This window comes from [Flexibacter] sp. ATCC 35208 (assembly GCF_001975825.1).
Lineage (GTDB): Bacteria > Bacteroidota > Bacteroidia > Chitinophagales > Chitinophagaceae > Chitinophaga.
In genome coordinates, this window is record NZ_MTKN01000087.1 from 1 (window position 1) to 23,840 (window position 23,840).

The following is a 23,840-nucleotide window of genomic DNA, read 5'->3' on the forward strand; positions in this document are numbered from 1 at the left end:
TAAACAACTTCAATATAAAACTCACAGAAGAGGCTATAAACCTTTTAAAGAATGACAAAAATTACAATACAATTTTAGCTTGGTTCTTTAACGAAGCACCAACAAGCAAGATTTCAGAACAAGTCGTTAATGATATAATTTCAAAATATAGTATTATTATAGAAGGCCATAATACGACACTTGACAACATTCTTAAAAACATCCATGAATTATCATTCCAACTTGAGTTGATATCAAGAGAGGAACTAGAAAAAGATTTAGCTGCAACCACAGAACAACTTGACCAAATTGAGAGGGAAATAAAAAAGTATGAAATATTCCTAAATTTAAACTTAGGTATATCCAATATACCTACAATTAAACAAGATTTATTAGCCATTCTGGAAACAAGACTTACGGCTTTTCAGGATGAAATTAGACGTAGGGGACGTGTTTGGGAACAATATGAAAAACTGGAAGCCTATACAGAGAACCTGATTCCATTCTTACGTATTGCTAAATTCCAGGAAGAAAATGAAACGGACGAAAAAGAAATCAATTTTCTCGAAATAAAAGTAAGGATTGAATTGGAAGAGGAAATAAAAAACATAAAGGACCAGCTTGAAAAGAAGGTTGAACAGTTCTTCTATATTGATCTGATTAATTCAATTTACAATAAAATTGATCCTCATCCAATATTTAAAAATGTAGACTTTAAAGTTAACCTGGACGAAGATGATCCGAGTTTAGACATTTTCGTAGTTGATGAGAATCCTAACAAGCGTTTAGTACCAAATCTATATTTTAGTACTGCTCAAATAAACATTCTGAGCCTTAGCATCTTCCTGGCATCTGCCTTAAATTCAAATACCTATAACTGTATTTTCATTGATGATCCTATCCAAAGTCTTGACAGCATAAACATTCTTTCTACAATCGACCTGCTCAGAAGCATTGTCGTAAATTATGGAAGACAAATTGTTTTATCCACTCACGATGAAAACTTCCATAAGCTACTAGCCAGAAAAATTCCATCTGAATTCTTTAAATCAAAATTCATTGAATTGGAAACATTTGGTAAAGTTAAAAAAGATAATTAAATACTGAGGTAGCAAACTATAATGATTTGGAAGTCAGAATTCCTTCATTGACTAATACATCTATGCTGAAAGATAAGATCTTATTAGAATGGTAATATAGCTCTATCAATTCAGCCAATGGAATTTCACTAAATTTTACCATGTGTAAGGTATTATAACTTTCTGGGAATCTAAAATTCTCATTATAAAAATCTAATGCTTCGATATTTGTACGATGCAGATTGAATTGACAAAGTAATATTTTCAATTCTTCCTGCATTTCCACATCCATTTTATCAAGATTTAAAGTCTCGGCAAAAGCTTCAAACTCTCTATATAGCACAGATAATCTATACTCAGAACAAAGGCTCTCAACACACTCTGTTCCCGTAAATTGTTCTAAATCTGAGACAAATGCTTTTAAAGACAACTCAAGTGCATGCCTTATCAAAAATAAAAGTGGAATATAGGATTGCTGAAGGTCAACAGTGCCATTTAAAACACCTTCTAACAAAATTTCAATTATTAAATCATATTGAAAACGAAGGTGCCAATATTGAAATTCATATCCCACCTGAAAATTAAGATCCCAATCTTCGTGAATTTTCAAATCTGGGCAAATAGGCTTCGAATTGAAGATATTTGAGTTTACCATTTTTTCATGAATGGCAAAGTACTCAGCAGTTTCAACTACCTTCCCAAACTTAAAATAGGTTGATTTTTTACATGAATCAAAATAATAGCGATAACAATAACCATTCTGATCCAAGTCTATAATCTGAACCAATCGATGTATCTCTTCAGGCAATGAATTTATCCCTCCCAGCGCAACAATGATCTCAGGAATATTAGAAGTAGTTGGAATAATCTCTCCCCTCTTTGCAAGCTCACTCTTTAATTGTAATTCAAGCGCATGTCTCATTAAAAACAAAATAGCCTTACCATGGGGATTATAAGGTTGAGACATCTCAAATCCAGCTAACATTGTTTGATAAATTACATAAGCATAAGAAGCATAATACTCCTCCCATGTTTGATTATTGGTATTTAGAGAGATATCCAGCTTAGATTTATTTGAAGGTGCTGTAAAATCTATTTTCTTAAGTAGCATATAGATATCTGTTTATTAGAGAAAAAAGCTTATTTAAGTTTATTCTCCAAAATAACAGCATTGATACGCAGTCTAAATGCGTATGGGGCACAAAAAGAATAATAACATATAAATAATTGAAAAAGATTAACAATTAATGCAATTACCCAACAACGGAGGTTATTACGGTAAAAATTTTCTAATGCAATTGGGCTTAAAATTGAATCAAAAATTGGTAATCCAGCCGTAACCGAGGACTTTTATCATCAAAAAATCAATACCAGAAGTTACCAAATGAGACCGATTATAACTTTAAATCATATCCAATTGGGGATACTGCACTATCAGATTTTCAGCATGTATCTTATGCCAAATCATTCATTAAATTTAATATTTCCATTTGGGCTTAAGATACTTGAAAATTACCAACATTTATTTCTATTGGTTTATAACTAAATGTAAACACAGAACTATAATATTTTCAGAAAACAGCAGGTAGCAGTTTTTTTTCATTCTACAATTTATATTCGAACGTTAAAAACCCTAACTACTCTTGTCCAGTTGCCTTTCCATTGCCCAGTTTTGTTATCAATCGAATTAATCATCTCAAAGATCTTCTTTTTTGAGAAGAATTTAACAAAAGTATTTAATCGACTTGTCCGGGTATCATTTATGTAAGGGCTTACGCAGATAAAAAAATTCTCACCCGAGAAATTAGATTCAATCACTTTTAATAAAGCAGTAAGTGAAAAATCCTCAATATCCAGAATGTTTGAAAATAAATGAATGTGTATGTGGATCTTATTTTTTATGAAATCTTCATTTTTAAGGACATCCAAATCTTTATTAATTGTATATATGTCTGTTGTCGGACTAAAGTTTCTTATATGCAATGAGGCTCTCTTTAATGCTATTTCAGAAGGTTCAATCAATTTAAGATTCTTTATTTCCTGCTTGGCGCCAATTTGGTTTAAATAATCAAAATATGCCATTGAAGCCATTGCCTGACCGCAACCCCAATCGATCATATTGGTTTCCTTTTCAAATAATGCTTTAGGTAGTGTTTTAAATGCTTCAATCAGTTTTTCATAGTGCATATTACCGTAGCTATTCATGTAAGCATACAATTGATTCTCATCAGTTAATATTGCTACACCTCTACCTAAAGAATAAAAAATAGAATCAGATCTTATCAATTGATATTTGCTCACTGAAATTTGTCTAACAGCGTTAAAACTATTTTCTACTCCAGCTAATAACTCACAGTACTCAGTTCCTGTCTCCAGTAAAAATCCCTTCCTATAAACTGGTTTAACAATATCACGACCAAGAAATGAATCAAGAAGTGCATGTATGCTTACATAAGCATCACTGTAATTGTCAAGAACAACATCTAGTACATCTTCAATTAATTTGTTATGCAGGAAAGAAAATTCAAAATCAGAAAGGCTCACTTCGATTTTAGCCTTTAATTCCAATACCTTCTCAATATTGAACTCACCAACGTCATGAACCACCTGTGCATAGTAATTCACCATTGTCATTAAAACTCTATCAGTATTATCTTCCTCCGTTTCCGATGAAAGTCGCAAATGATCGTAAATCGTTTCGTACCTATTTACATAATCATCAGCCGTTTTTACACCAACTAGGTAGAGGGAAGCAGCTCTTAGTCTTTCGCCTATATTATACTCTCTACCTTTTAGATGGTCATATAAGAAACAGAAAGAACCTATTAGTCCAAGTTCTTCACTAATATCCAGTAATAAGGAAATAAAAGCAAGGTTTGTTTTATCCTTTATATTGAGCTGCAGTATTACATTCTGGTTTAACCGAATGTACCTATTTAGTTTATCCCTTGATGTTACTAAGTCAGAATGCTTTTGGTTAGTAAAAAAATCATAAACCTGCTCAAAATTATCTGAAAGATAATTTTGCAATGATAATACATTACGGGATGCGCTGAGTAAATCTTCAATTACAATCATAGGAACTTTGGTTGTTCTGAAGTTTGTTTAATCAACGTAATAAGCTCATGCTTGTTCTCCTTTTTAAACCCCTTAAGAACATTTTCAGAAATCCCCTTTTGCTTTGCTATTTTCTTTAAATCCGTAATAGAAAATGAAGTATAATTATCGGCAAATTCTATTACAGATGGTTCCTGAATCAAACTTAACGAATTATTATTTTCCTGAACAACATCATTTATGGAATCATTTTTTTTTCGTAGCTGCTCATTCAATTGTTTAGTGTCAGAAAATAAATTTTCTTGATTTTTTAGCTTCAAATTCCCTTCTTTTAGATTGAAAATTTCTGTACGCAATTTATCAATCTCCTTTTGGTATGGTTCAATAATTTCCTGTTTCTTTGAATTACAATTCGCATCATATTCGATTTCTAGTTTCTTTTGAAGGGCCTCAATGGACACTTCTAAAGCATTCCGCAATTTCTTTTCAAAAAACAGGATAGCATCTTTCTCATTACTCTTTGCAAATGGCGGTAGCCACTGATTAATTGACTTAACGATTGTTAAATAAATTTCCGCCGAATAATTTTCCAAAAAAAGCTCCAACGGAGTTTGCTTTTTTTTTGCGATGACTACTGTGTCCAATATTCTATAGGTTTCATAGTCTTTCATATTATCATTTAACCCGCTTGAAGAACACCACAGATCAATGTGGTCAAATGCATAATTCAATTTAGAACTATTAAAAACGAACTGATAAATACTTTCAATAATGTAATAATCTAATTTACTTTCGAGAGTAAACTTAACATTATTATCTTTCCTTTGTCCTTCATATTTATTTCTAAGTTTTGAATAACCATTATGTAAACCAAAGAGTATTGAAACATCTTCGACTTTCTCTTGAAATATTGTTCCATTTGTTAGGTCAATTACAAGATCATCAGCACTTTTATTTTTTCTATCACCATAGGTTGCTAAAATCGCAAGCTCATACAAATGTGAATTAGGGTCAATTGAATCTATTTTTAAAAGTCCTAATTTTTTTTCAACCTTTATACCTTCTTTATCTGCCAATTCTTCTATTTTTTTAGAATCTAAGTTGTTATAAATGTGTGGCTGCCACTTAGACCATTCACTTTCATGTTTTGAAAAGAGGCCGGTGTATTTGCTACTAAACTTAAAACCTTTATCTTTTACTGCTTTCAGTGTTTGCTCTTCGATTAACTTATTGAAATAGGATAAAGTAGAAAAATAATTTTCTGAATAATTCATAAATGATCTTCCTCCTAACCTCATAAATGCAAAACCTCCAAGTATAATATCAAATCTTTTGATTTTTTCAGACAATTCAGAAGCTGATTTATAATCACTTTTAGAATCAATTTCATCATCTGAAAGCAACTCAATATCTTTGCTATTTTCAATGCTCACAATCCTTTCAGGAATAAATGCTGCACCATTATTAATATTCCATATTGTTGTTTCCTTTTGATTTGCATTTAAAAAGTAAACAGATTTGACTCTTGAAATTGGAATGGGTGTATTATATAAAAAGAAATGCTCTGATATTTTAGACAGATCCTTAATCTCTGTATCTGTTAGCACAACTTCGAGTGAACAATCGGAATTTTTCTCCCATTTACCTTCTGAAAGTAGCAGTGAATCAGAAAATTTATTTTGAATATCGTCCGGCTTGTTTGTAAAATATTTTGCCGGCAAAATAATAGCCTTACTGAAATAATGAGCAAGACTGCCTGAATTTATTGGTAAGTAATATGAATTTTCCATTAAAGTATTTCTTTACTGTAGGTTAATTTCTGTTGTTCTGAACGTTCAAGGAAACTTGGCATAAAAGAACTTATTAAGTACAGATTTCTTTTAGCTCTAGTAATGGCAACGTAATAGTCATTTTCATCAATTACGGTTAATTGAGCGATGTTAATGAGCATTTTCTCAAAATCAGGAATAATTACCGTATCAAACTCTGTGCCTTTAGAAGATTTAAAAGTTGTCACATGGACATTATCTATTTCCCCAAGGCTTCCCTTATCTGTTGAAAAACTGGAGCATTGGATTCCGGAGCTTCTTATAAGGTTTGCGAATGTAGTTACATGATTCTGTAGTGGTACTAATACAGCGATATTGTGTGTTGCAGACTTGAACTGATTGATAATATCCAGAATTGCTTTTATTTGCTTTGCTTCTATATTGTTTGACACAAGCAATATTGGTTTGTTGCCTCGTCTACCTGCTTGTATTAAATTATTCAGTGTGCTTTGCGGAACTACTTTATTCGGAAATAAAGATCTGACGAAATGCATTATCTCATAAGAGTTCCTAAAGTTTTCGTCGAGCACATAGCTTCGATTGTTTGGAAATATAGCAGTTAATTGTTGTTGAGTTGTAGCCTTGTTTCTATAAACTATTTGCTGGTCATCTGCTCCATAAGAAACAATACATGAAGATAATTTAATAATCGTATATTTTTCACATTCAACATCTTGTGCTTCATCAACTATTATCTCATCATATCTCGCAACATGATGAGTTGTCCACCAATATGTTCTATCAACAGCATCTCCTGCATAACCATTTTCTGATCTTGCGGAAGCTGCCAAGTAAGTTTCCAACGTTTTTGTATAGGTTAATAATAAGCTCCTTTTGCTTCCCGTACCATAATTCCTGATATGTCGCCATAATGAAACAACACTTTTCCCTGTACCTGGGCCACCAGAAATAGCTATTGCATTTGGTTCGTTAAGAGCGGCCTGTTGTCCTATTGTTAACTCGGTTATTGCAGGTAGTTTGAAAAAATAAGCCATAGTTATTTTCCAGTTATAGTTTCTGCAGTAGGGTTGGTAATGTGTGATTTATAATTTTGAATAGCAATTTCTTTTGATGTATTTGCGTAGCAATAAACACATTCATGTGGGCAAGTATTATATTCCCCAATATCTTTACTCACAATGCAACCACAAGCATCTCGTTGGCCTTTATCTTTCATTCTTCTGGCTTTATCGATGCCTACAAATGGCTCAAAAAGAGTTGGTTTAACGAACTCAATACCTAAAAATTTCATCAGCTCCTTGTCATGAAGAAAAAGTTTTATCATTAAATCATCATCAACACATTTATTTTGCATTATTCCGTATTTATTCAAATCAAATTTCTCTGCACAAGTAGCCAATTCCAAATTCCAGTTTTCATTTAGTTTATTCAAACCTTTTGCAAATTCAATCATTGTGTCTGAGGCAAATTCGATATAATCAATATTATCATTTCTTAGGTTATTTTGTACCTTTTTGTAAATTGATATATCAGCAAAGCTGAACACTAATTTATTTGTAAAGGGATGTAGTTGATCACCGATTTTTTCAAGCCGCCTTAATAATTCATTTACATCCAATTCCTTTGTAAGCATTAATGGGTCAAACCTCCAAACAACTCTATCTTTACCTATCCTATTGGACAACTTTTTAAACGTATCAATCCTGCTTTCTACTCTTGGTACTTTGCCTTCAAATCCTTCTTTGTCATAATCATTAAGAGTGAATTGGAAATAATAATTCTTAACGCGTTCATCAAGAAAATCAAGATGCTTAAACATTGGTTTCGGGTTCTTAGTCCAAAATACCACTGCACGGGTTTCTTTAAAAGAAACATAAAGTTCTGTACCATTGAAAGGATTTTTCCATTTCACATAACCAGCTTTCCATCTTTCAACAAACCAATCAGCATAAAATGTGGGAATGTCCGTCGAACGGCTTGCAGAAACAATCACAGGTGTTTGAGCAAAAACCTTTTCCCCTTGTTCGTTTATTATTTCTGCTTTATACCATTTCATTTAATTACACGGAATGTTAGGTTAATTCTTTCGCCAATTGGTTTGCTTGTTTTTGGAACCTGATGTTGCCAAAAATGTTGTAATTCTCCTTGCATGATTAAAAGGCTACCATGTGTTAATTCAATTTCCAATTTTTCTTTTGACTTTATATGCCTTAATTGAAACTTACGGGTAGCGCCAAAATTCACGGAGGCTATTATCGGATTTATGCCTAATTCTTTTTCAGCATCAGTATGCCATGAAATGGAATCATTCCCATCCCTATAAAGGTTTAATAGCACACTATTAAACATAATCTTTGTAATCAGTTCAATTTTGCTCTTAATTTTAAGAATTTCACTTGTCCAAGGGAGTGGTTGCAACGTAATTCCTGAAAATGAATAAGGCTTATCGTTATTGCCATACCAAGCCGTTAGCCTTGGGAAGTAAATTTTCTTTCCATACATGTTCATTGACTCCTGCTTCCATATAATGTTACTACGGAGGCTTTTAAACAGTAAATCACTTTCCGATTTTGAAAAAAAATTCGGATAGCAAACATACTCTCCGTTTTCAAGTACGGTTAACCCTTCTTTTTGACTACCGGATTTTTGAGAAATAGGGTTACCGAATATGTCAATCTGACTCATAAAAAATCATTTAATACAACATTCCCAAAGCTAATATTTTTAGTAGAAAAAATCTTTACCCTCTAAAAAAACATATACTTTTCTTGCAAAATCAGGGTTGTCTCCTTGTTGTCAAATCTCGATCTCCTTTGTACAACAAACTTATCAGCATGGTTTTGTTCAATAATACAGATTTACCTAATAAATAAATAATTAATAATCAATTATAAGATTACAATTTTTAATGTATGCTAGAAATAGAATAAGGTGTTCGATTAGAATTCCTCCCATCCCATCAGCGTACAGTCTTCAAATCGTGAGAGTTAGAAGCTTTTAGCTTAATCATCAAAGGAAGCTTGACTGTATAATTCGATAGATAACGGGGTGTAGACCAAGCTCTATATTAGACTTCTTTAATCGGAATTTCTTTCTTTATGTATTATATAAAGATATGACTTCCATAAAACACAAGGGCAAAATGTCGGATTTCACCTTCGCGAAATAAATGGAATTATTTTGCCCTCGTTTATTACTCCAGAAATAATAAGACATCAAAAAGATTTCTTTACCAATAGCATATTTATAGATTTTTCACTGACAAATCAACTAATTTTAGATAAAACTTCCATGAAAAGGTTCAAACTTCACCCTTATAGACCTAGTTTACGATATGCTTCTTCTAATTGTTCCTTGAACATATGAAAATTAGTCTCGTTTCTGTATCATATACTTTAATTCCCCTTCTTACTCTAAATCATGTTTGGAAAAACTAATGCTGCCGAGTTGGGACAAAGAAAGCAGGCCTAAATAAGCCTGCCGTATCTCGTTAATAATGCTTATAATATACGGACCAACATAAACGTTATGTTGACCACCACTCATAATATTGCATATCATACCCAATTGTAACCTATCACTTCCGCTCCAAAATTTCCAGATACCGCTCATCATAATCGGCCAACCTTTTCTGACCAGCAAGTTCCACAGGCCGTCCCAACACCCAAACCTTTGTTCTCCCAAACATATATTGTAAATCCAACTGACTGGTTAATATAATATTTGCATTCTTAGGGTTAAATGACCAGGAAGAATACATATCCATATAATAAACTTGAGAAGAATAATCATACATCTTAGCAAAACTATTCGCGCCAAATATATAAACCTGTTTAAACGGTTGTAAAGTATATATTCCTAAATAACCTGCCTCACCATTCAATAAAAATTTACCATCCGGAGAGCAAATAAACTGATTCAATTCATAATTATTTCTCCTAAAACCAATTTCATTTGTTATTCCATCACTTAACTGCAACTCAAATATTCTGGGTCGCAAATTGGAAGATTGGTCAGGCGTCACTCCATTTTTAGTTTGCTGCTGCACTTGTAGTTGAGCACCATCCGCTGTTAGCGTAAAAAATATCTTTGAACCATCTTTCGTACCCGTTATATTCCCAATAGTTGTATACACCATATCAAGTGGGTTAGAAATTCCTATATTTTGCACCTTTATATACCTGGGACTCATTGTAAAAGGAGATTCAAAATATTTCAGAAATCCACCTTTATAAGCAATGATCCCATCTCCATCAGGCAATAGAAATGGCTCTCCGTCATTTTTATTCACAGTAAATACCGGAGCAGACGTACCAGGCCGATATACATTTACCCCTTCATCCGTCTTTATCATAATCTCTCCATTTGCAGCCACCACATCCAATACATTTTCGCTGATAATATCATATTCAAACCTGTCAATCGTACTACCCGGTGTAGGTAGTACTAACATTTTTCTCCTGGTAATAGCGACTACATAATCTCCATGATCATCGTAAAGCGCACTTTGTATTGGCACTGGCACAGACGGGTGCCAGGATAACTCATGACCAGATATTTCATAAATTTTAACTTCAAATTTAGTCACAGCTAACACATGACTCCCATCTGGAGAAAAGGCGGCGTTCAATATTTCATTGTCCTCATAAAATCTACCTTTATTATTCCCAGCCGTATCATAAACATTTACAAAATGCTTGTCCTTAATGGTTAGGATATAAGCCCCATTTCCTGAAAAACTGGCATATTGAGTTGAATCAATCTCCATTCGCTCATAATACCCAACTTTATTGCCAAATGATTGGATGTAACTACTGACTTCTTCATTTGTAGGATCAAGGCGTTTCGCCCTTTGCAATATCCGATATGCCAATGCCGGGTTGGAAGACTCGTAGCTTTGAGCTAACGATAGCCGCCTGGCCGACGTCATAGCATTCGCTCTCCCAATTTCTGCTACCTTTGCTGTGCTATCAGCACGTCGGGTTTTAATTAAACTTTCTGAAAGCAATTTATTTTTTACTACTAACGTTTTATTTAATTGAATCACAGAACCTAGTGCACTATCTTTCACATCCATCGCTTCTGCAAGCTTTTCACGGGCATCCTCTACTAATTTATTCTGCATAAATAAGATCATCTTAGCACTATCCGCTGTCTTCTTATCAATCTTTGCATTTTCCATTTCACGCACAGCTCTTCGTTTACTTTTGCTTGCCTGAACATATAACCACCCCGTAACCAGCGCAAAACCAGTTATCACAAACAATACAAACGCCATCGTCTTTCTTGATCGCTGAATCGATTTCTCTCTCAATTTCAAATATTTGGCCAGCTCCGTCTTCCTTTCCAGGCTTTCTTCTAATAGTCGCCGGGCCTCTGCTTCTAATCGTTCTTTTTCCTCCGCCTCTCTCTTCTTTCTCTCTTTTCTTTCTTTTTTTATTAATAAGGACTTCCTGACAAACTGACTTTCTTCTTTATTAAACCAGTTATTTTCTGACTCCAGTACCCTTCTAGCCGGTTCTAATTGCTGACTTCCATCCCAGGTCGCCTGATCATCATCTCTATAACGACGCAACGCATTCCTCAAACTTTCATGTAAATAGTTCAAATCCGACCCATGATCATCAATCCACTGGTCAATCCTATCCCAGGCTTTAATGAGAGAATCATGGGCTGGCTCGTACCAAATACGACCATGATCACCTTCAGTCATCTTTAGCAACCGCTTTTTCAGGAACTTATCCAATACATTTCTCACACGAACATTTTCCTCTGCCTGCTCGTATATCAACTCTTTCGCTGAGACCTTTCTTCCAGCTTTTTCTCCCAGACCTGTAGATACCATTCTTAACACAACATTTCTGATTGTCTTCCTGGTATGCACATCTGCTTCCTGGAATATAGCTTCTGCTCTCGACCGCAATCCATCCTCTACACCACCTATTTTAATGTAATCTGCTTCTGTCAGATAACCATCTCCTCTTTTAGAATTGACATATTCCTCATACATCTCCATCAATGTATAGGATAATAATGGCAGGGAATTCCCCAATCGTTCCCCTTCTTCCAGAATTATATTCACCAGGTAAGCTGGCTGATATTCCAGGCCCGCCTGGTAAACTGGCTCTGTAATAATCTCACGAATTTCCTCCTTTCCCACCTTAGGCAGTATAACCTTACTGTCTCTCCAATTCTTCATACTCCTGTCAAACTCATACTCATAATCTGACCTTATACTCAATATAACCCGGATATCCATGTTTTCATCTTTCACCTTGTCTTCCAGGAATTTAATGAATTCGGCTCTTACTAATGGTAATTTGCATTTAGTACTAAGCTCCTCAAACTGATCGACATAAATTACAAACTTCTTGCAACCGCGATTTTTCCGTAAATATTTTAGTACTGCTTTTTGAAATATTTCGGGATATTCACCTGGTTTTCCAGGTATTACACGATATCCTGCCTCTTCCATTCTGGGCAATATACCAGCTTTAATTAAAGAAGATTTACCAGTACCTGATGCACCAACAATAGCGACAGATTTTTTATTCATGATCCTGCTAACCAGGTCATTGACAATAGCCGTTCTTCCAAAAAAACGTAAAATATCTGTTCCATTATTATCGTAAGACTCCAATCCCTTATAAGGGTTACCAACAATCGTAGGGGTCATTAGGCGCGGACGCTCAGGCGTCGGACGGAACTCCCAGATAATGGGTGCCAGCCTGTCATGTGACAACTCATAATTCCCCGCCCTATCCATCTTTCTAAGCACCTGCTTCTCTGTCAACACTTCCAGCCAATCCAATCGTCCTTTCAGTTTACTGGCATTTATAGGTATTTTCGTGCATTGCTCAGATACAAACTGGCTCAGGAACTCCCACATCACACTTCCTTTCCCATCTGTAATCTCTTCTACTGTTTCCTTCAAATATTCCTTCAGCGGATCTTCCAATTTACCCACCTCTTTTACCAAGTGCTCAGTAAACACGGCTATCCTTTCACCACTATTCAGATTCTTCATAGCCCTATTCCAGAGATAAAAAAGAAATACCTGCAATTGTAATAAATTAATGTTCCCCTCCCGCCCAACAATACCAGCTATTTCTTTTGCAATAGTATCAACATCAGGATAGCAATTAATATTATCTTTCTGTCGTTCTAATTCATAAACAATGATTTCATGTGCCCTCTCATGTTCTACCCGCTTCACTTCGTATCCAGCACTAAAAATGGGTACGACCTTGCTTTCAAACTCTTTTAATTTCGCATGAAATTCTTGCCTGATAATCAAAATGATTTTACAATACTTGCTTCTTAAGGTAAGAATCTCTTTCATTAAGGCAAAAAAGCTGGCTTTTTCATCATCTTCACCAAATAGGAATAGCTCTTCAATCTGATCAAAAATCAGGTATACTGGTTTATAATATTTCTTATATAAAAGATCTATCAACTCTCCTTCTCTTGAACTGTGTACCTTTTGGATGGAGATATTATTCCCAGGATCCTTTATATCATTATTTAATAACCGGTTGCTTAACTCCTGTCTGATCGACAGCATGATATTATTCTTCCTGAGGATCAACACATCATACCAATCAGATTTCTTAAAATGATTAGCCAGTCCACAAAGCACAAGACTTGTTTTCCCAACGCCTGATTCACCAAATATCAATTGAATATTTCGACCCCTTACAAGACTATATAAATTCAAAACATCTTCATTCCTTCCTGAAAACGCATCCCTGTCTTCTTTTTTAAATGAACGAAGAAACCGGAAAGGATTATCCAATTGCAAATCCGTCTCCTTCCTGGGTGCATCATATCCGACAATAATTGAGCTCATATGCTATTGTCATTTTATAGTTGTCCTTAAATGGTCAAATTGCTCGTAAATTAAGGTGAGCCGATTCATCGCTTTTTCCTTGTCAAAAGTCTGTCGATCTATAAGGTCGTGGTTATCGATATGTTCGATAAATGGGATGACAGTTTTTTCAATTATGATTTTTACTCCCGTGGATAAATCCACTATTTTTTTGAGTTGAAATTCAATTTCTATTGTATCCTCCTTATCATCACCTCCCATATAAACAATTTTATCTCCTTCTGAATGAGAGTAATAATACAATTGGGAATTCTCATCATTTGTAATCAAACATTTATCGATAATTAGCGGTGACAAGCTTAAATAATTCATTATAGAATCCAACCCTTTTGCCAATATCACACTGTAATTTTGTGAGTAATCATTATTCTCATCCCATTCCTTACCAGTTCTCAATTGTCGCTGTCTTAATTCAAGTATACTATGTCTGAATATCTGCCTGGAATCAAAACGAAACCTTACCGCTTCAATATTTCTCACCACCAGTAAATTATATCGCAGAATAAAACAGACCTCGTTAAGAATATTGCAAAGTTCCTTTTCTACTATCCTGCAATGATCTTGTATATTCCCGGTTCCGTGCCGGCGCCGGATTTTTTCAAGCCTGATTATATTATGGGACAAATTCAGATCATCAACATCAATGATAAAATTACCCGTCATATATTCCTCCACGAAGGTAGGCTGGCCATTATCTCTTATTAATTTCGGAATTGCCCTGATCAGACTTCTATAATTAAAATTCTCGACCTGGTCTTTCGGTAACTCCAACAATTGCTGCACCTGGTCTTTTATATGCGAGTCAATTACAAATTTGGCCCCCAACCTATACTTTCTTTCAAACAGGTCGGAAACCATGATATAACAAGTAAACTTCACCAGTATATCATAAAAATCAAGTAAATCTTCCCAATAGTCTTCGAAAACTTCACTATTCCCATTTTTAATGGATAAGGCGTTGGTAAACATTCTACCCATAATCTTTTCTAACGGACGAGGTACCAACATGACTATTTTCTCATGCAATTCTTCGGCATTGTTGATAGTACGGGGCTTACCAATAAATATATTATAGATGTTTTGCAGATCTCCGAAATCAGCCACTTCGGAAGTTGCTGCAGGCATTTTATCCAGAATATAGTCTGCTATATCATTTCCTTTACTACCTATTACTTCTATTATTTTTAAATAAGGGGAATATGAAGAAGAGGGAGTAACCTGGTTTCGAATTTTCCAGCCCTCATACGATTTGTACTTAGCTTTATCTTCATCTATTTCCCCACCTCCATTTACAATAGGCTTATAAAATATTTTAAACGGAAATCTACCATCTGTCTCTTTACCTGGTACTGTGGTAGCAATATGCCGCTCCATTCCTTTTATGTCCTTTTGACGAGTCTGTAACCAGGCACAAGCCTCATCAAAAGCTGTTCCTACGTCAGATAATTGACTCAGACATAAATAAAACGCAACTGAAAACTCTGCCGCGTCCTCATCAAAAACCTCCCGACTACTGGCTATCACTATTTTCGCTCCAGCTTTATGAAAAGCATCCACCAAATCGTAAGTGGCACAACCATTCAGAAATACCAAATCCAACCCCTTCACTTTTGACAGCATCTTTGCAATACCATTCCCATTGACCTCCTGTCCGTCCGCCAGCAATAGATTAAGACTACCCGCATGCCCTGAAAAATGAAATACATTTAATGGGCTGTCATATGCGAACTCAGTCCTCAGATCATTTGCAGACACCTCTCTCAACATGTTAGCAGTTACAAACTGTCTATCCATCCTTTTCAGGCATTGATAGACAGTTTCACTTTCATATCTCAGGAAATCTAAAGGTCTTTTATCATCATTTGCAAAGGCTAAAACTACCCTTACAGCCATAGTGTAGGTTTTAAATAATTATTGAACAAGTTCTGCCTTAACCACCTTTTTTTCTTCTTCCAGCTTACTAATCAACTGTATAAACCGCATTGCAATCTGTTGAAATCCTTCTCCATTCGGGTGAATCTCATCATACCACTGATCTATCTTATCAGCTTCATTGTACAATACAATATTTCTAACATCGAGATAATGCACATTTTCAAACTCTTTACACACATCTATTAACTTCCTGTTGAACTCATCCATTATATACCGTATCGTCAATCTTCTATCTTCCGGATCTGCTATCCCTTTCTCGATCATATAACGGCCTAACCAGCCATGCTTAGGATCGTTTAATTTAATCGGGTAATCATAACCATGTACAATTACCTGCAGCGCTGGTTGAGTGGTTTTCAAAAGCATAAACAGGGCCTTATAAATTTCCATCAATCCATCCAGCTTATTCTGGAAAGAATCCTTAAGATATTTTCCAGGACGTTTATCTGCTTTGGTTTCATCATTTACTACATCTATAAGAAATTGTCTGAACTGCGCACCTAAAATGTCATTCCCGCCTCCACTAATCAGGAAGTAACCAGGAGAATATTCTACTAACGCGTCTAAAAAGTATTCACCTTGCTTCTTATCCTGGCTTAAATAGTTACTGAGTGTATCACCTGCAGCAGCCGTGCAATATATAGCATATACTTTAGACAAATGATCAATGATATCCCTAACCAATGGATGCTGGAACCAGGAATCTCCTTCAGACACAATCCTTAATCTATTGGGATCTCTTTTAGTGACGCTTTGATAATATCTATTTCGCTTTCTCCTTGCATACCAGTTGGCAAGATCCAATCCTATATCGCTAATTAATCCCCTTACAGCTTTCTCCTGTGCGGTGACAGTTATTTCTGGCTTCAGCGTATAGGAAGTTGCACCGTTCTCATCAAACCCAATGTTATAGTATAGACCTACTGCAAACTCCCCGGTCACATCATCAGCAAGCATACGTTCCAGGTTTTCCTGGTTAATTGTATTGAAAAGAGGATTTACAATATCCACTTCCACGTCATATACCCTCCATCCTTTTACAGCAGGTTGTGGTACAGTCACTTCAAATGCGGATCTAAATTGTATAGCAGCCTGCCTGTTAACGCCCCTCATTTTAGGATCCATCAACACATCCTGCGCCATAGGTGCGGGCGGCTCTGGTAAACTATTCAATGAGAAACGACTTACATCAAATTGATCTGTGCTCACGATGAACTTCAAATGATCTTCCAGCTTTTCCACATTATACCATCTCATCATTTCCGGCATCGCCACTTCTAACTCTTTCTTGCCTCCAATACCTAATCTTACCTTTTCACCAGGCTCCAAATGGTATACAGCAATAGGTAAAAATCCAGTAAAGGCCATAAAATCAGATGCCAGGTATACAACACTTACATAGAGATCTGCCTCCGATGTATTGGATAGTTCGATTTTCACCTTGTTACTCCACTTACCATCCTGATTGGTCAATTTAACAGTTATTTTATCCTGACTTTTGACAGCAGTAAGCTCATTTTCTGTTAATCCCACGACTCCTCCGATGCTCAACACGTTCTCCGGCAATAGCGTAGCCTCGTGCTGATTTTTTATTGCTTTAATAAAATGCCAGCATGAAATATGTTTAAATTGACGAATGATATCATCTGCCCATTTATCTCCAGGGCCAATGTGTATAAACTGGCCCAAAGGCCTGTAAGGATCATGAGGCTTAGTTATATAATAATAATCATTATTAAACCTTATTACATAGTCACTGACATTTTCATCATCTACAAAACTTACAAAATCAACTGCATCTGTTATAACCTTATTCATCAATACCTGCTGATCCTGCAATAAGGCTGCATTTGGTGCAACATGTACTGATAACTTAACGGATAACAATCCCTTCAGCTCCGCTTTATAGACCTTATCAGTATCCAATATTGAATCTCCAATTGAAAGGATAGATGAATCAGTATTGACCAGGGCCACTTTCGCATTATATTTCTGCCCAGGATTAGCTTCATCATATAGAACAAGCTGAATATCAGAATCTGCCGCAGACAAACCATGAATCGCTCCTACATTCAATACCCACCCTAATTGGGCATTATATATCACTTCTCCAGACTCTCCACCTGTAAAAACAGGTTTCCTTAAAAAACCTGTCTGCATTGAATTCTGAGCCCCATTGACGCTAGTCACAAAAGGTTTTTGTTCATATATACCTCTCAACAATTGCCTCACCCTGTCATAAATAGTTTGATAAGATACCTGTCCATTGGAGCTATCCAGCACTTTTAACAACGCCTGTGTGAAAACTCCTTCACCGTTTACTTCTAATGCAGGTTCATTGGATTCACAAGCACACATTTCGATATGTGCTGTCTCTGGTAATAATTTGGATTCCCCATATTCCAGGAATTCTGCTTGACTGAAATGCCTGAATAAATAATTATCCCATGGACGTTGTTTAAAAACATACAATCCTCCTTTAGTAACAGCATGTCCAAATGCTTCCGCTACCATACTGGCACGCGTAACTCCTGAAGAGTGGCAGCAATCGAAAATGGTGATAATGTGTGGGCTTTTCACACCTACTTCATTAATCAACCAACGAATTTCCTTATCTGAAAGCAGAAAATTATCCTTGTTAGATTCATCATAATAACAGGCAATTGATTCAGATTTCCCATCAGTCTCTGAAGGAAAAACCAAATTATCAACATACTCCTGTGCACCATGTCCTGAAAAATAAAACAGCACCACATCATTTTCCGTCGCCTGCGAAAAATGTTCCTGAAATGCATCAACAATCCCTTGCTTGGAAGCCGCCTGGTTAGCCAGGAATTTAATATCCACATCATAATAACTATCCTTCTCCAGGTAGCGCATCATTTTTTCCGCGTCACTTATACACCCGCTTAGTTTAGGAAATGCAACTCTATTCCCATCTAGGGGAATATGACTGGCATAATCTGTAATACCGACTATTAATGCATACAATTTCCCGTTATTTCCGGCAGATAGGTTGTTTGTCATTGTATTAAATTTCAGGAGTTAAATATGAATTGTGCACAATTATGTATGATCAAATTTTTCTTAATTATCAACATTAAGAGATTGCTTCCCCCAGCTCCAGTTCAGGCCAATCAATGTAAAGAGGTTATTCACCTCTCCAAAGTTTTTCCCAAAAGATCCATATAAGTATAAACTTTCATTCACCTTATATTGCAGGACACCTACATTACGTTCCGAATTCAGATCTTTATTATCTCTATAATGCCTTGATATATGTTCGAATGAGAGACTAAAATCACCATGCTCATAGCCAATTCTCATCCCATAGTCAGTAGCCCCATCTCTCTTAAACTTATTCATTGCAGTATCGGTCAATATATTATCCTGGGTAACCCGAAGGTTGGCGATGGCGAATAGATAATCGTTATCCTCCTTTCCAACCCCGATATTCAAAGTTCCGTTCACCCAAAATGCACTCCTGTTAAACCGTTGGTTGTCGTAATTATTATCCTGGAACATATCGGAATAAGCATAGGCGGCATCTAAAGAGATGACAGGTTTCAATTCAGCTATCGCTACTGCCTCTTTTGTAGCCCGAGCTTTCCTTATACTATCAATTTTTACTTGTATTTCATCCGTATCGTCTATATCTGGGAACAATTCCATAACTTTCGCCCGGTCTCCTGCTCTTTTATTTAACTCGCCTCTTATCTGATCTCCTCTTTTATTGCCCCAATATGTCAATAAGTTAGTTCTCACACCTATAGCGGTATAATTTGTATTAGGCAAATAATTTTTTGATGAGTCATTAAAATAGGTAGCTACAGACACTGTCATCTTTCTGAAAAAACCGGTTGACAAATCAGAACCAGTAGATTTTCTCGATACACCCAGGAATTTATAGATGTTCTCATTGTAATGTTTCAATAACCAATAGGGTGAAGCTTCTAATGCGAAATCTTTTGGAAGAGAACTTCCCTGTCCAATTGCATTCAGTATATTCAATCCGAGGGATTTGGGGTTGGAGGGGCGTTCTATATTTGTTGGAGAAATATCCAGCAGGGAAAAACCGGGAGACACAGGCATTTTCAAATCCTGCAGCTCGATGGAATTTTCTTGTGCATTCGCACGAACAACAATCACCAATAAAAGGATGTATAAAATGAATTTTATCTTCATAGCTCAATTATCTTTAAACCAGTTTAACATTCTTGATTACAATCACTAGTTTCTTATCAGAAGAAGCTCGCTTTTCAGCATCTTCGTATTCAAATGACGTAGTATTATCGCCCTGCGTAAATGTGTATTTCACGACAAGGTTATCGATCATACTTTGTCTAAGTCCATCTGGAATTAAATCTAATTCTACGATTGTTTTAATTTTCAAAGTTTGATTAAGCAATGAATTACCATTACCAATTTCCTTATCAGTAATGATACCGTCGGGTTCTGGTGAGGTTGCCAACAATTTTGAACTATCAGGTAATACCAATCTAACAGTAGTGGTTGCGTCTCCACCAGTAGATACGAGAACAGTTAATAGCACCGGCATATCAGATGCCGACACTGGTACTTCATGTGTCATGTGAGAAATCTTAAATAATTAAAGAGAATTAGGCAGAACAATTCACTTTGGGGATAATATCATATGTTTGGGAATACATCCTGGTTATACGGGGATTCTTTATTCTTTAATGTGTTTCCTCGCTATTGTGAAATTATAAAGCCCTTATAAAAATCTAATAAATTATTTCAGTTGATAATGTCGTTTGCTCATTTAGATACCTGGATATCCACGTGAAAGTGCAATTCTCAAATATGGGGCCATCTATTTTTTAAAATTCTATGTTACCTTGAACCACCAATTGCAATCCAGCTACTTTTATTTTATCATTCGAACAAGTAAAGCTCAACAAATTTTTCCATTCAAAAAATACCAAGTAGTTTGTATTTTTACCCGAAATTGGTTCTAAAACGCTGCATTTTTAATTCTTCCTGCAAATTCAGCATAAGGCATTTGAGCATTAAATGATATTGCTCCCTGCGACTTTATTGTACAATTAAGTATATGACGGAAAGATTCATCATACAGGTTTAATTTTGCACGATTATTCTTTTTGGTAAACAACATAGTAAGCCCGACTGGTGACATGACGACAAGCACTCTTTCCCTATAAAGCGCATTGCAATTCATCAACGTAAATGGTATACCATACGGAATACTAGCATATGTAGTTAAAATTGGAGGTAATAACGACGAAATAGAGAAAACCAATAGCAATACAAAAACGAACCATGACCAATGCAATATGCCCATTTATAGGTTAAGGAATAGGACTAATATACTTAATTTTACAATTCCTGAAATCACAAATTATTAAGGAAATAAAAAGCAGGCTCAAAAAAATGAGCCTGCCATTATTAATCAATCTACAACTAACAATCTCCTTAATTCTTCTTCGCCTGATCCAGCGCATTCTGAAACATACTCTTCTCCTCCGCCCTTATATAACTCCCATACTTACTCAAATAATCCGTCGCCGCCGGCACATAAGTCGCCCAATCTTTTGAATTCAAAGACGCCACCGTCTTTGCTCTCAAATACATCTCATCACCTGGTGCACCATACCGTTTCATCGCACTCTCAATCTCACCCCAATCCTTATGCGCTTTCATCATCGGCTCCATCGTCCCTTTATAAATCATGTTCATCATATTCACATGATACTGACGTTCCCCCAACACCTTCTTAAACGCCTCCGGATTTTTGGTCATAAAAGCAAACCCTGCATCTTTTGAACTCTTTGCAAACTGCCCTACTACCCTGATATCCTCATCACTCAATGGTTCTTTCAATGTAGCAATATAAGCAGCACCCGCCATTTCAGCACCAGGTGCATCACCCACCTGGTTAGCCGCCATCGTCATTTTCAACAAAAATCCCTTATCTCTTTTACCATTGATATAAGCATCCAACATTTCGCTATACACCATTGTAGGATCTGTCAGATCTGCATTCTTTGCCACCACCTGGGGGATGGCACCCATATCAGGATTCAATGGTGCATGAATTTTTCGTAAAGCTTCAAAAGGTATTTTTACAACTTCTCTGTCATAAGTGATCAAACCATTCTGCTCTCCTTCCACATCAAATGGCTGTGTATACACAGAGGCACTCAACCCCTCTTCTTCTAACAAGTGCAGGTGCTGTGCCATGATAGTAAATTTACTTTGCAGCGCAGCTGGCTTCTCCTGTATATACCCCCATGCATTCATCGGATTCCATTGGTGATCAGGAATAAATACACCAATACCACCAAACTCGCCTACCACTCTTGCCTTGCCGGTCTGTTCTGGTGAATTCATTGGATTAGGATAAGAGTGCACATCTGTAATATCGCTCGCTACCCAATCATCTTTCCCTGTTTTGGTTTCACTGCCATTAATGAAGATATACTCACCAGTATGCCCATTCACAATACGACTTGGGTCGGCTTGTTTCACCCATTTCGTCAACCGTTCCTGGTCATAACTTCCCCATTGTTCATTAAAAAGCACCCAGGTCACTATACTAGGATAGTTATGCAGCTGATCCAGGATTTCTTTGGTCTCCTTTTCAAACTGAGGTTTAGAACCTTCTGGTAATCCCTGGTTGGGATTCACAAAATCCTGCCATACTAACATACCAAGCTTATCAGTGTAATAATACCACCTGGCAGGCTCGATTTTAATATGTTTGCGAATAGTATTGAAGCCCATCGCCTTGATCGCCTCAATATCAAATTTGAGTGCATCATCAGTAGGGGCAGTATATAACCCATCAGGCCAGAATCCCTGATCCAGGGTAGCCAGGTTAAAGTAAGGATGATTATTTAAGAATATCCTGTCTATACCTTTCTCATCCTTTGCAATAGATATTTTCCGCATACCAAAGTAGCTCTTCACTTCATCTATTGTCTTGCCACCTTTCACCAGCTTTACAGCAAGGTCATACAAAAATGGTGATGCCGGGGACCAGAGTTTAGCATCCTTTACAGGTAAGGTTAACAGATTACCTGCCTGCCCTTTTACTTTACTCACCATTTTATCACCATCCATTGCCACTACTTCTACTGAACTACCTGCCGGTGCATTTACTTTCACCTGTAATACGCCTTTATCAATATCCGGCGTCAATACTAATCCTTCAATACTTGTCTTAGGTACAGCCTCTAACCATACCGTCTGCCAGATACCGGAGGATGCAGTGTAATATATATTTGCTGGATGCAGGACCTGCTTGCCATGAGGTCCTATGCCCTGCTCTGTTGGATCATATACTTTTACGACCAATTCATTCTCACCTGCTTTCAGTGCACTGGTAATATCCAGGGTAAACGCCTCATAACCGCCACTATGTGTACCTACTTCCTTTCCATTTACATACACAGTAGCCTGAAAATCTACCGCCCCAAAGTGCAGCAGCACTTTCTCTCCTGCTGGCTTTGCAATCGATCTCTTATACCAGAGAAACTGATCTGGTTGCAATGCCTTCTTCACGCCTGACAAAGCGGATTCTAATGGATAAGGGACTAATATCTTACCATCCCAACTCGCAGGGACATTGGCATTCTTATCTGTAATGGCATAATTCCAGAGGCCATTCAGGTTTTCCCATTGGTCTCTGACCATCTGGGGACGAGGATATTCCTTTAATGCATTTGTGGGTGAAACCTCTTTAGCCCACCGGGTTTGAATGTTGACCGGCTGGATCTTCCACGTATCCTGTGCATTTGCCTGGTATGCAAACAGCGAACTAAATAAAACAATTGAAAGTAAGCTTCTCATAAACTGTGTATCAGTTTGGGATCTTGAATTAATTAATGATGAATTTCACTTTTTCGGCTGGCTAAGTTAGGATAGTATAAAAGGAAAATTGTTAACCCGAGGTTAATGAAATAAATTTAAGCAATTGTTCCCAATTACTACCTTAGCTAACACCACATACTATATTAATTGCCCAAGTCTCGAAAAGCTAACATAAAAAATAATAAAGAGCTGATATTACCATTTGGTGATTAGTGCAATCATAATAGCAAATAGATTTTTAGAATTACCCATTTAGCT

At 36.2% G+C, this 23,840-nt stretch carries 13 protein-coding genes; 1 reads left to right on the forward strand and 12 read right to left on the reverse strand.

The features are described from left to right. Nucleotides 1–1,079, forward strand: a 1,079-nt coding sequence (locus BW716_RS37210) for a hypothetical protein (RefSeq protein WP_220388876.1), incomplete at its 5' end; no start/stop codon positions are given. 16 nt (nucleotides 1,080–1,095) lie between these two features. Here BW716_RS37210 and BW716_RS31575 read toward each other — a convergent pair. The 12 genes from BW716_RS31575 to BW716_RS31635 form a co-directional block, all read right to left on the reverse strand. Continuing rightward, entirely contained in the window at nucleotides 1,096–2,169 is a 1,074-nt protein-coding gene (locus BW716_RS31575; protein WP_083730046.1) for a hypothetical protein, read from the reverse strand. Between the two features lie 500 nt (nucleotides 2,170–2,669). After that, a complete protein-coding gene (locus BW716_RS31580) occupies nucleotides 2,670–4,136 on the reverse strand; it encodes a hypothetical protein (protein WP_083730047.1) in 1,467 nt (488 codons plus the stop codon). Then, nucleotides 4,133–5,905, reverse strand: coding sequence for a hypothetical protein (locus BW716_RS31585; protein WP_083730048.1), 1,773 nt, complete (start codon nucleotides 5,903–5,905; stop codon nucleotides 4,133–4,135). Before BW716_RS31585 ends, BW716_RS31580 begins: the two co-directional genes overlap by 4 nt. Continuing rightward, nucleotides 5,905–6,939, reverse strand: a complete 1,035-nt coding sequence (locus BW716_RS31590) for a 3'-5' exonuclease (RefSeq protein WP_083730049.1) — start codon at nucleotides 6,937–6,939, stop codon at nucleotides 5,905–5,907. The genes BW716_RS31585 and BW716_RS31590 overlap by 1 nt, the downstream gene beginning before the upstream one ends. 2 nt (nucleotides 6,940–6,941) lie before the next feature. Continuing rightward, a complete protein-coding gene (locus BW716_RS31595; RefSeq protein WP_083730050.1) occupies nucleotides 6,942–7,961 on the reverse strand; it encodes a DUF1848 domain-containing protein in 1,020 nt (339 codons plus the stop codon). Continuing rightward, nucleotides 7,958–8,590 carry an alpha-ketoglutarate-dependent dioxygenase AlkB gene (locus BW716_RS31600; RefSeq protein WP_083730051.1) on the reverse strand — a complete coding sequence of 211 codons (633 nt, stop codon included), beginning with the start codon at nucleotides 8,588–8,590 and terminating at the stop codon, nucleotides 7,958–7,960. Before BW716_RS31600 ends, BW716_RS31595 begins: the two co-directional genes overlap by 4 nt. An 892-nt stretch (nucleotides 8,591–9,482) precedes the next feature. Further along, nucleotides 9,483–13,754, reverse strand: a complete 4,272-nt coding sequence (locus tag BW716_RS31605; RefSeq protein WP_083730052.1) for a hypothetical protein — start codon at nucleotides 13,752–13,754, stop codon at nucleotides 9,483–9,485. 9 nt (nucleotides 13,755–13,763) lie between these two features. Then, entirely contained in the window at nucleotides 13,764–15,686 is a 1,923-nt protein-coding gene (locus BW716_RS31610; protein WP_083730053.1) for a CHAT domain-containing protein, read from the reverse strand. An 18-nt stretch (nucleotides 15,687–15,704) separates the two neighbouring features. Continuing rightward, a complete protein-coding gene (locus tag BW716_RS31615) occupies nucleotides 15,705–18,755 on the reverse strand; it encodes a caspase family protein (protein ID WP_083730054.1) in 3,051 nt (1,016 codons plus the stop codon). A 60-nt stretch (nucleotides 18,756–18,815) separates the two neighbouring features. After that, the gene (locus BW716_RS31620; protein WP_083730055.1) at nucleotides 18,816–19,913 is read right to left on the reverse strand and encodes a hypothetical protein; all 1,098 of its coding nucleotides are present in this window, start codon (nucleotides 19,911–19,913) and stop codon (nucleotides 18,816–18,818) included. Between the two features lie 13 nt (nucleotides 19,914–19,926). Beyond that, nucleotides 19,927–20,319, reverse strand: coding sequence for a hypothetical protein (locus BW716_RS31625; protein ID WP_083730056.1), 393 nt, complete (start codon nucleotides 20,317–20,319; stop codon nucleotides 19,927–19,929). A gap of 863 nt (nucleotides 20,320–21,182) precedes the next feature. Beyond that, on the reverse strand, nucleotides 21,183–23,561 hold the full coding sequence (locus BW716_RS31635) for a glycoside hydrolase family 2 protein (RefSeq protein ID WP_083730058.1): 2,379 nt from the start codon (nucleotides 23,559–23,561) through the stop codon (nucleotides 21,183–21,185). Nucleotides 23,562–23,840: the final 279 nt, after the last annotated feature.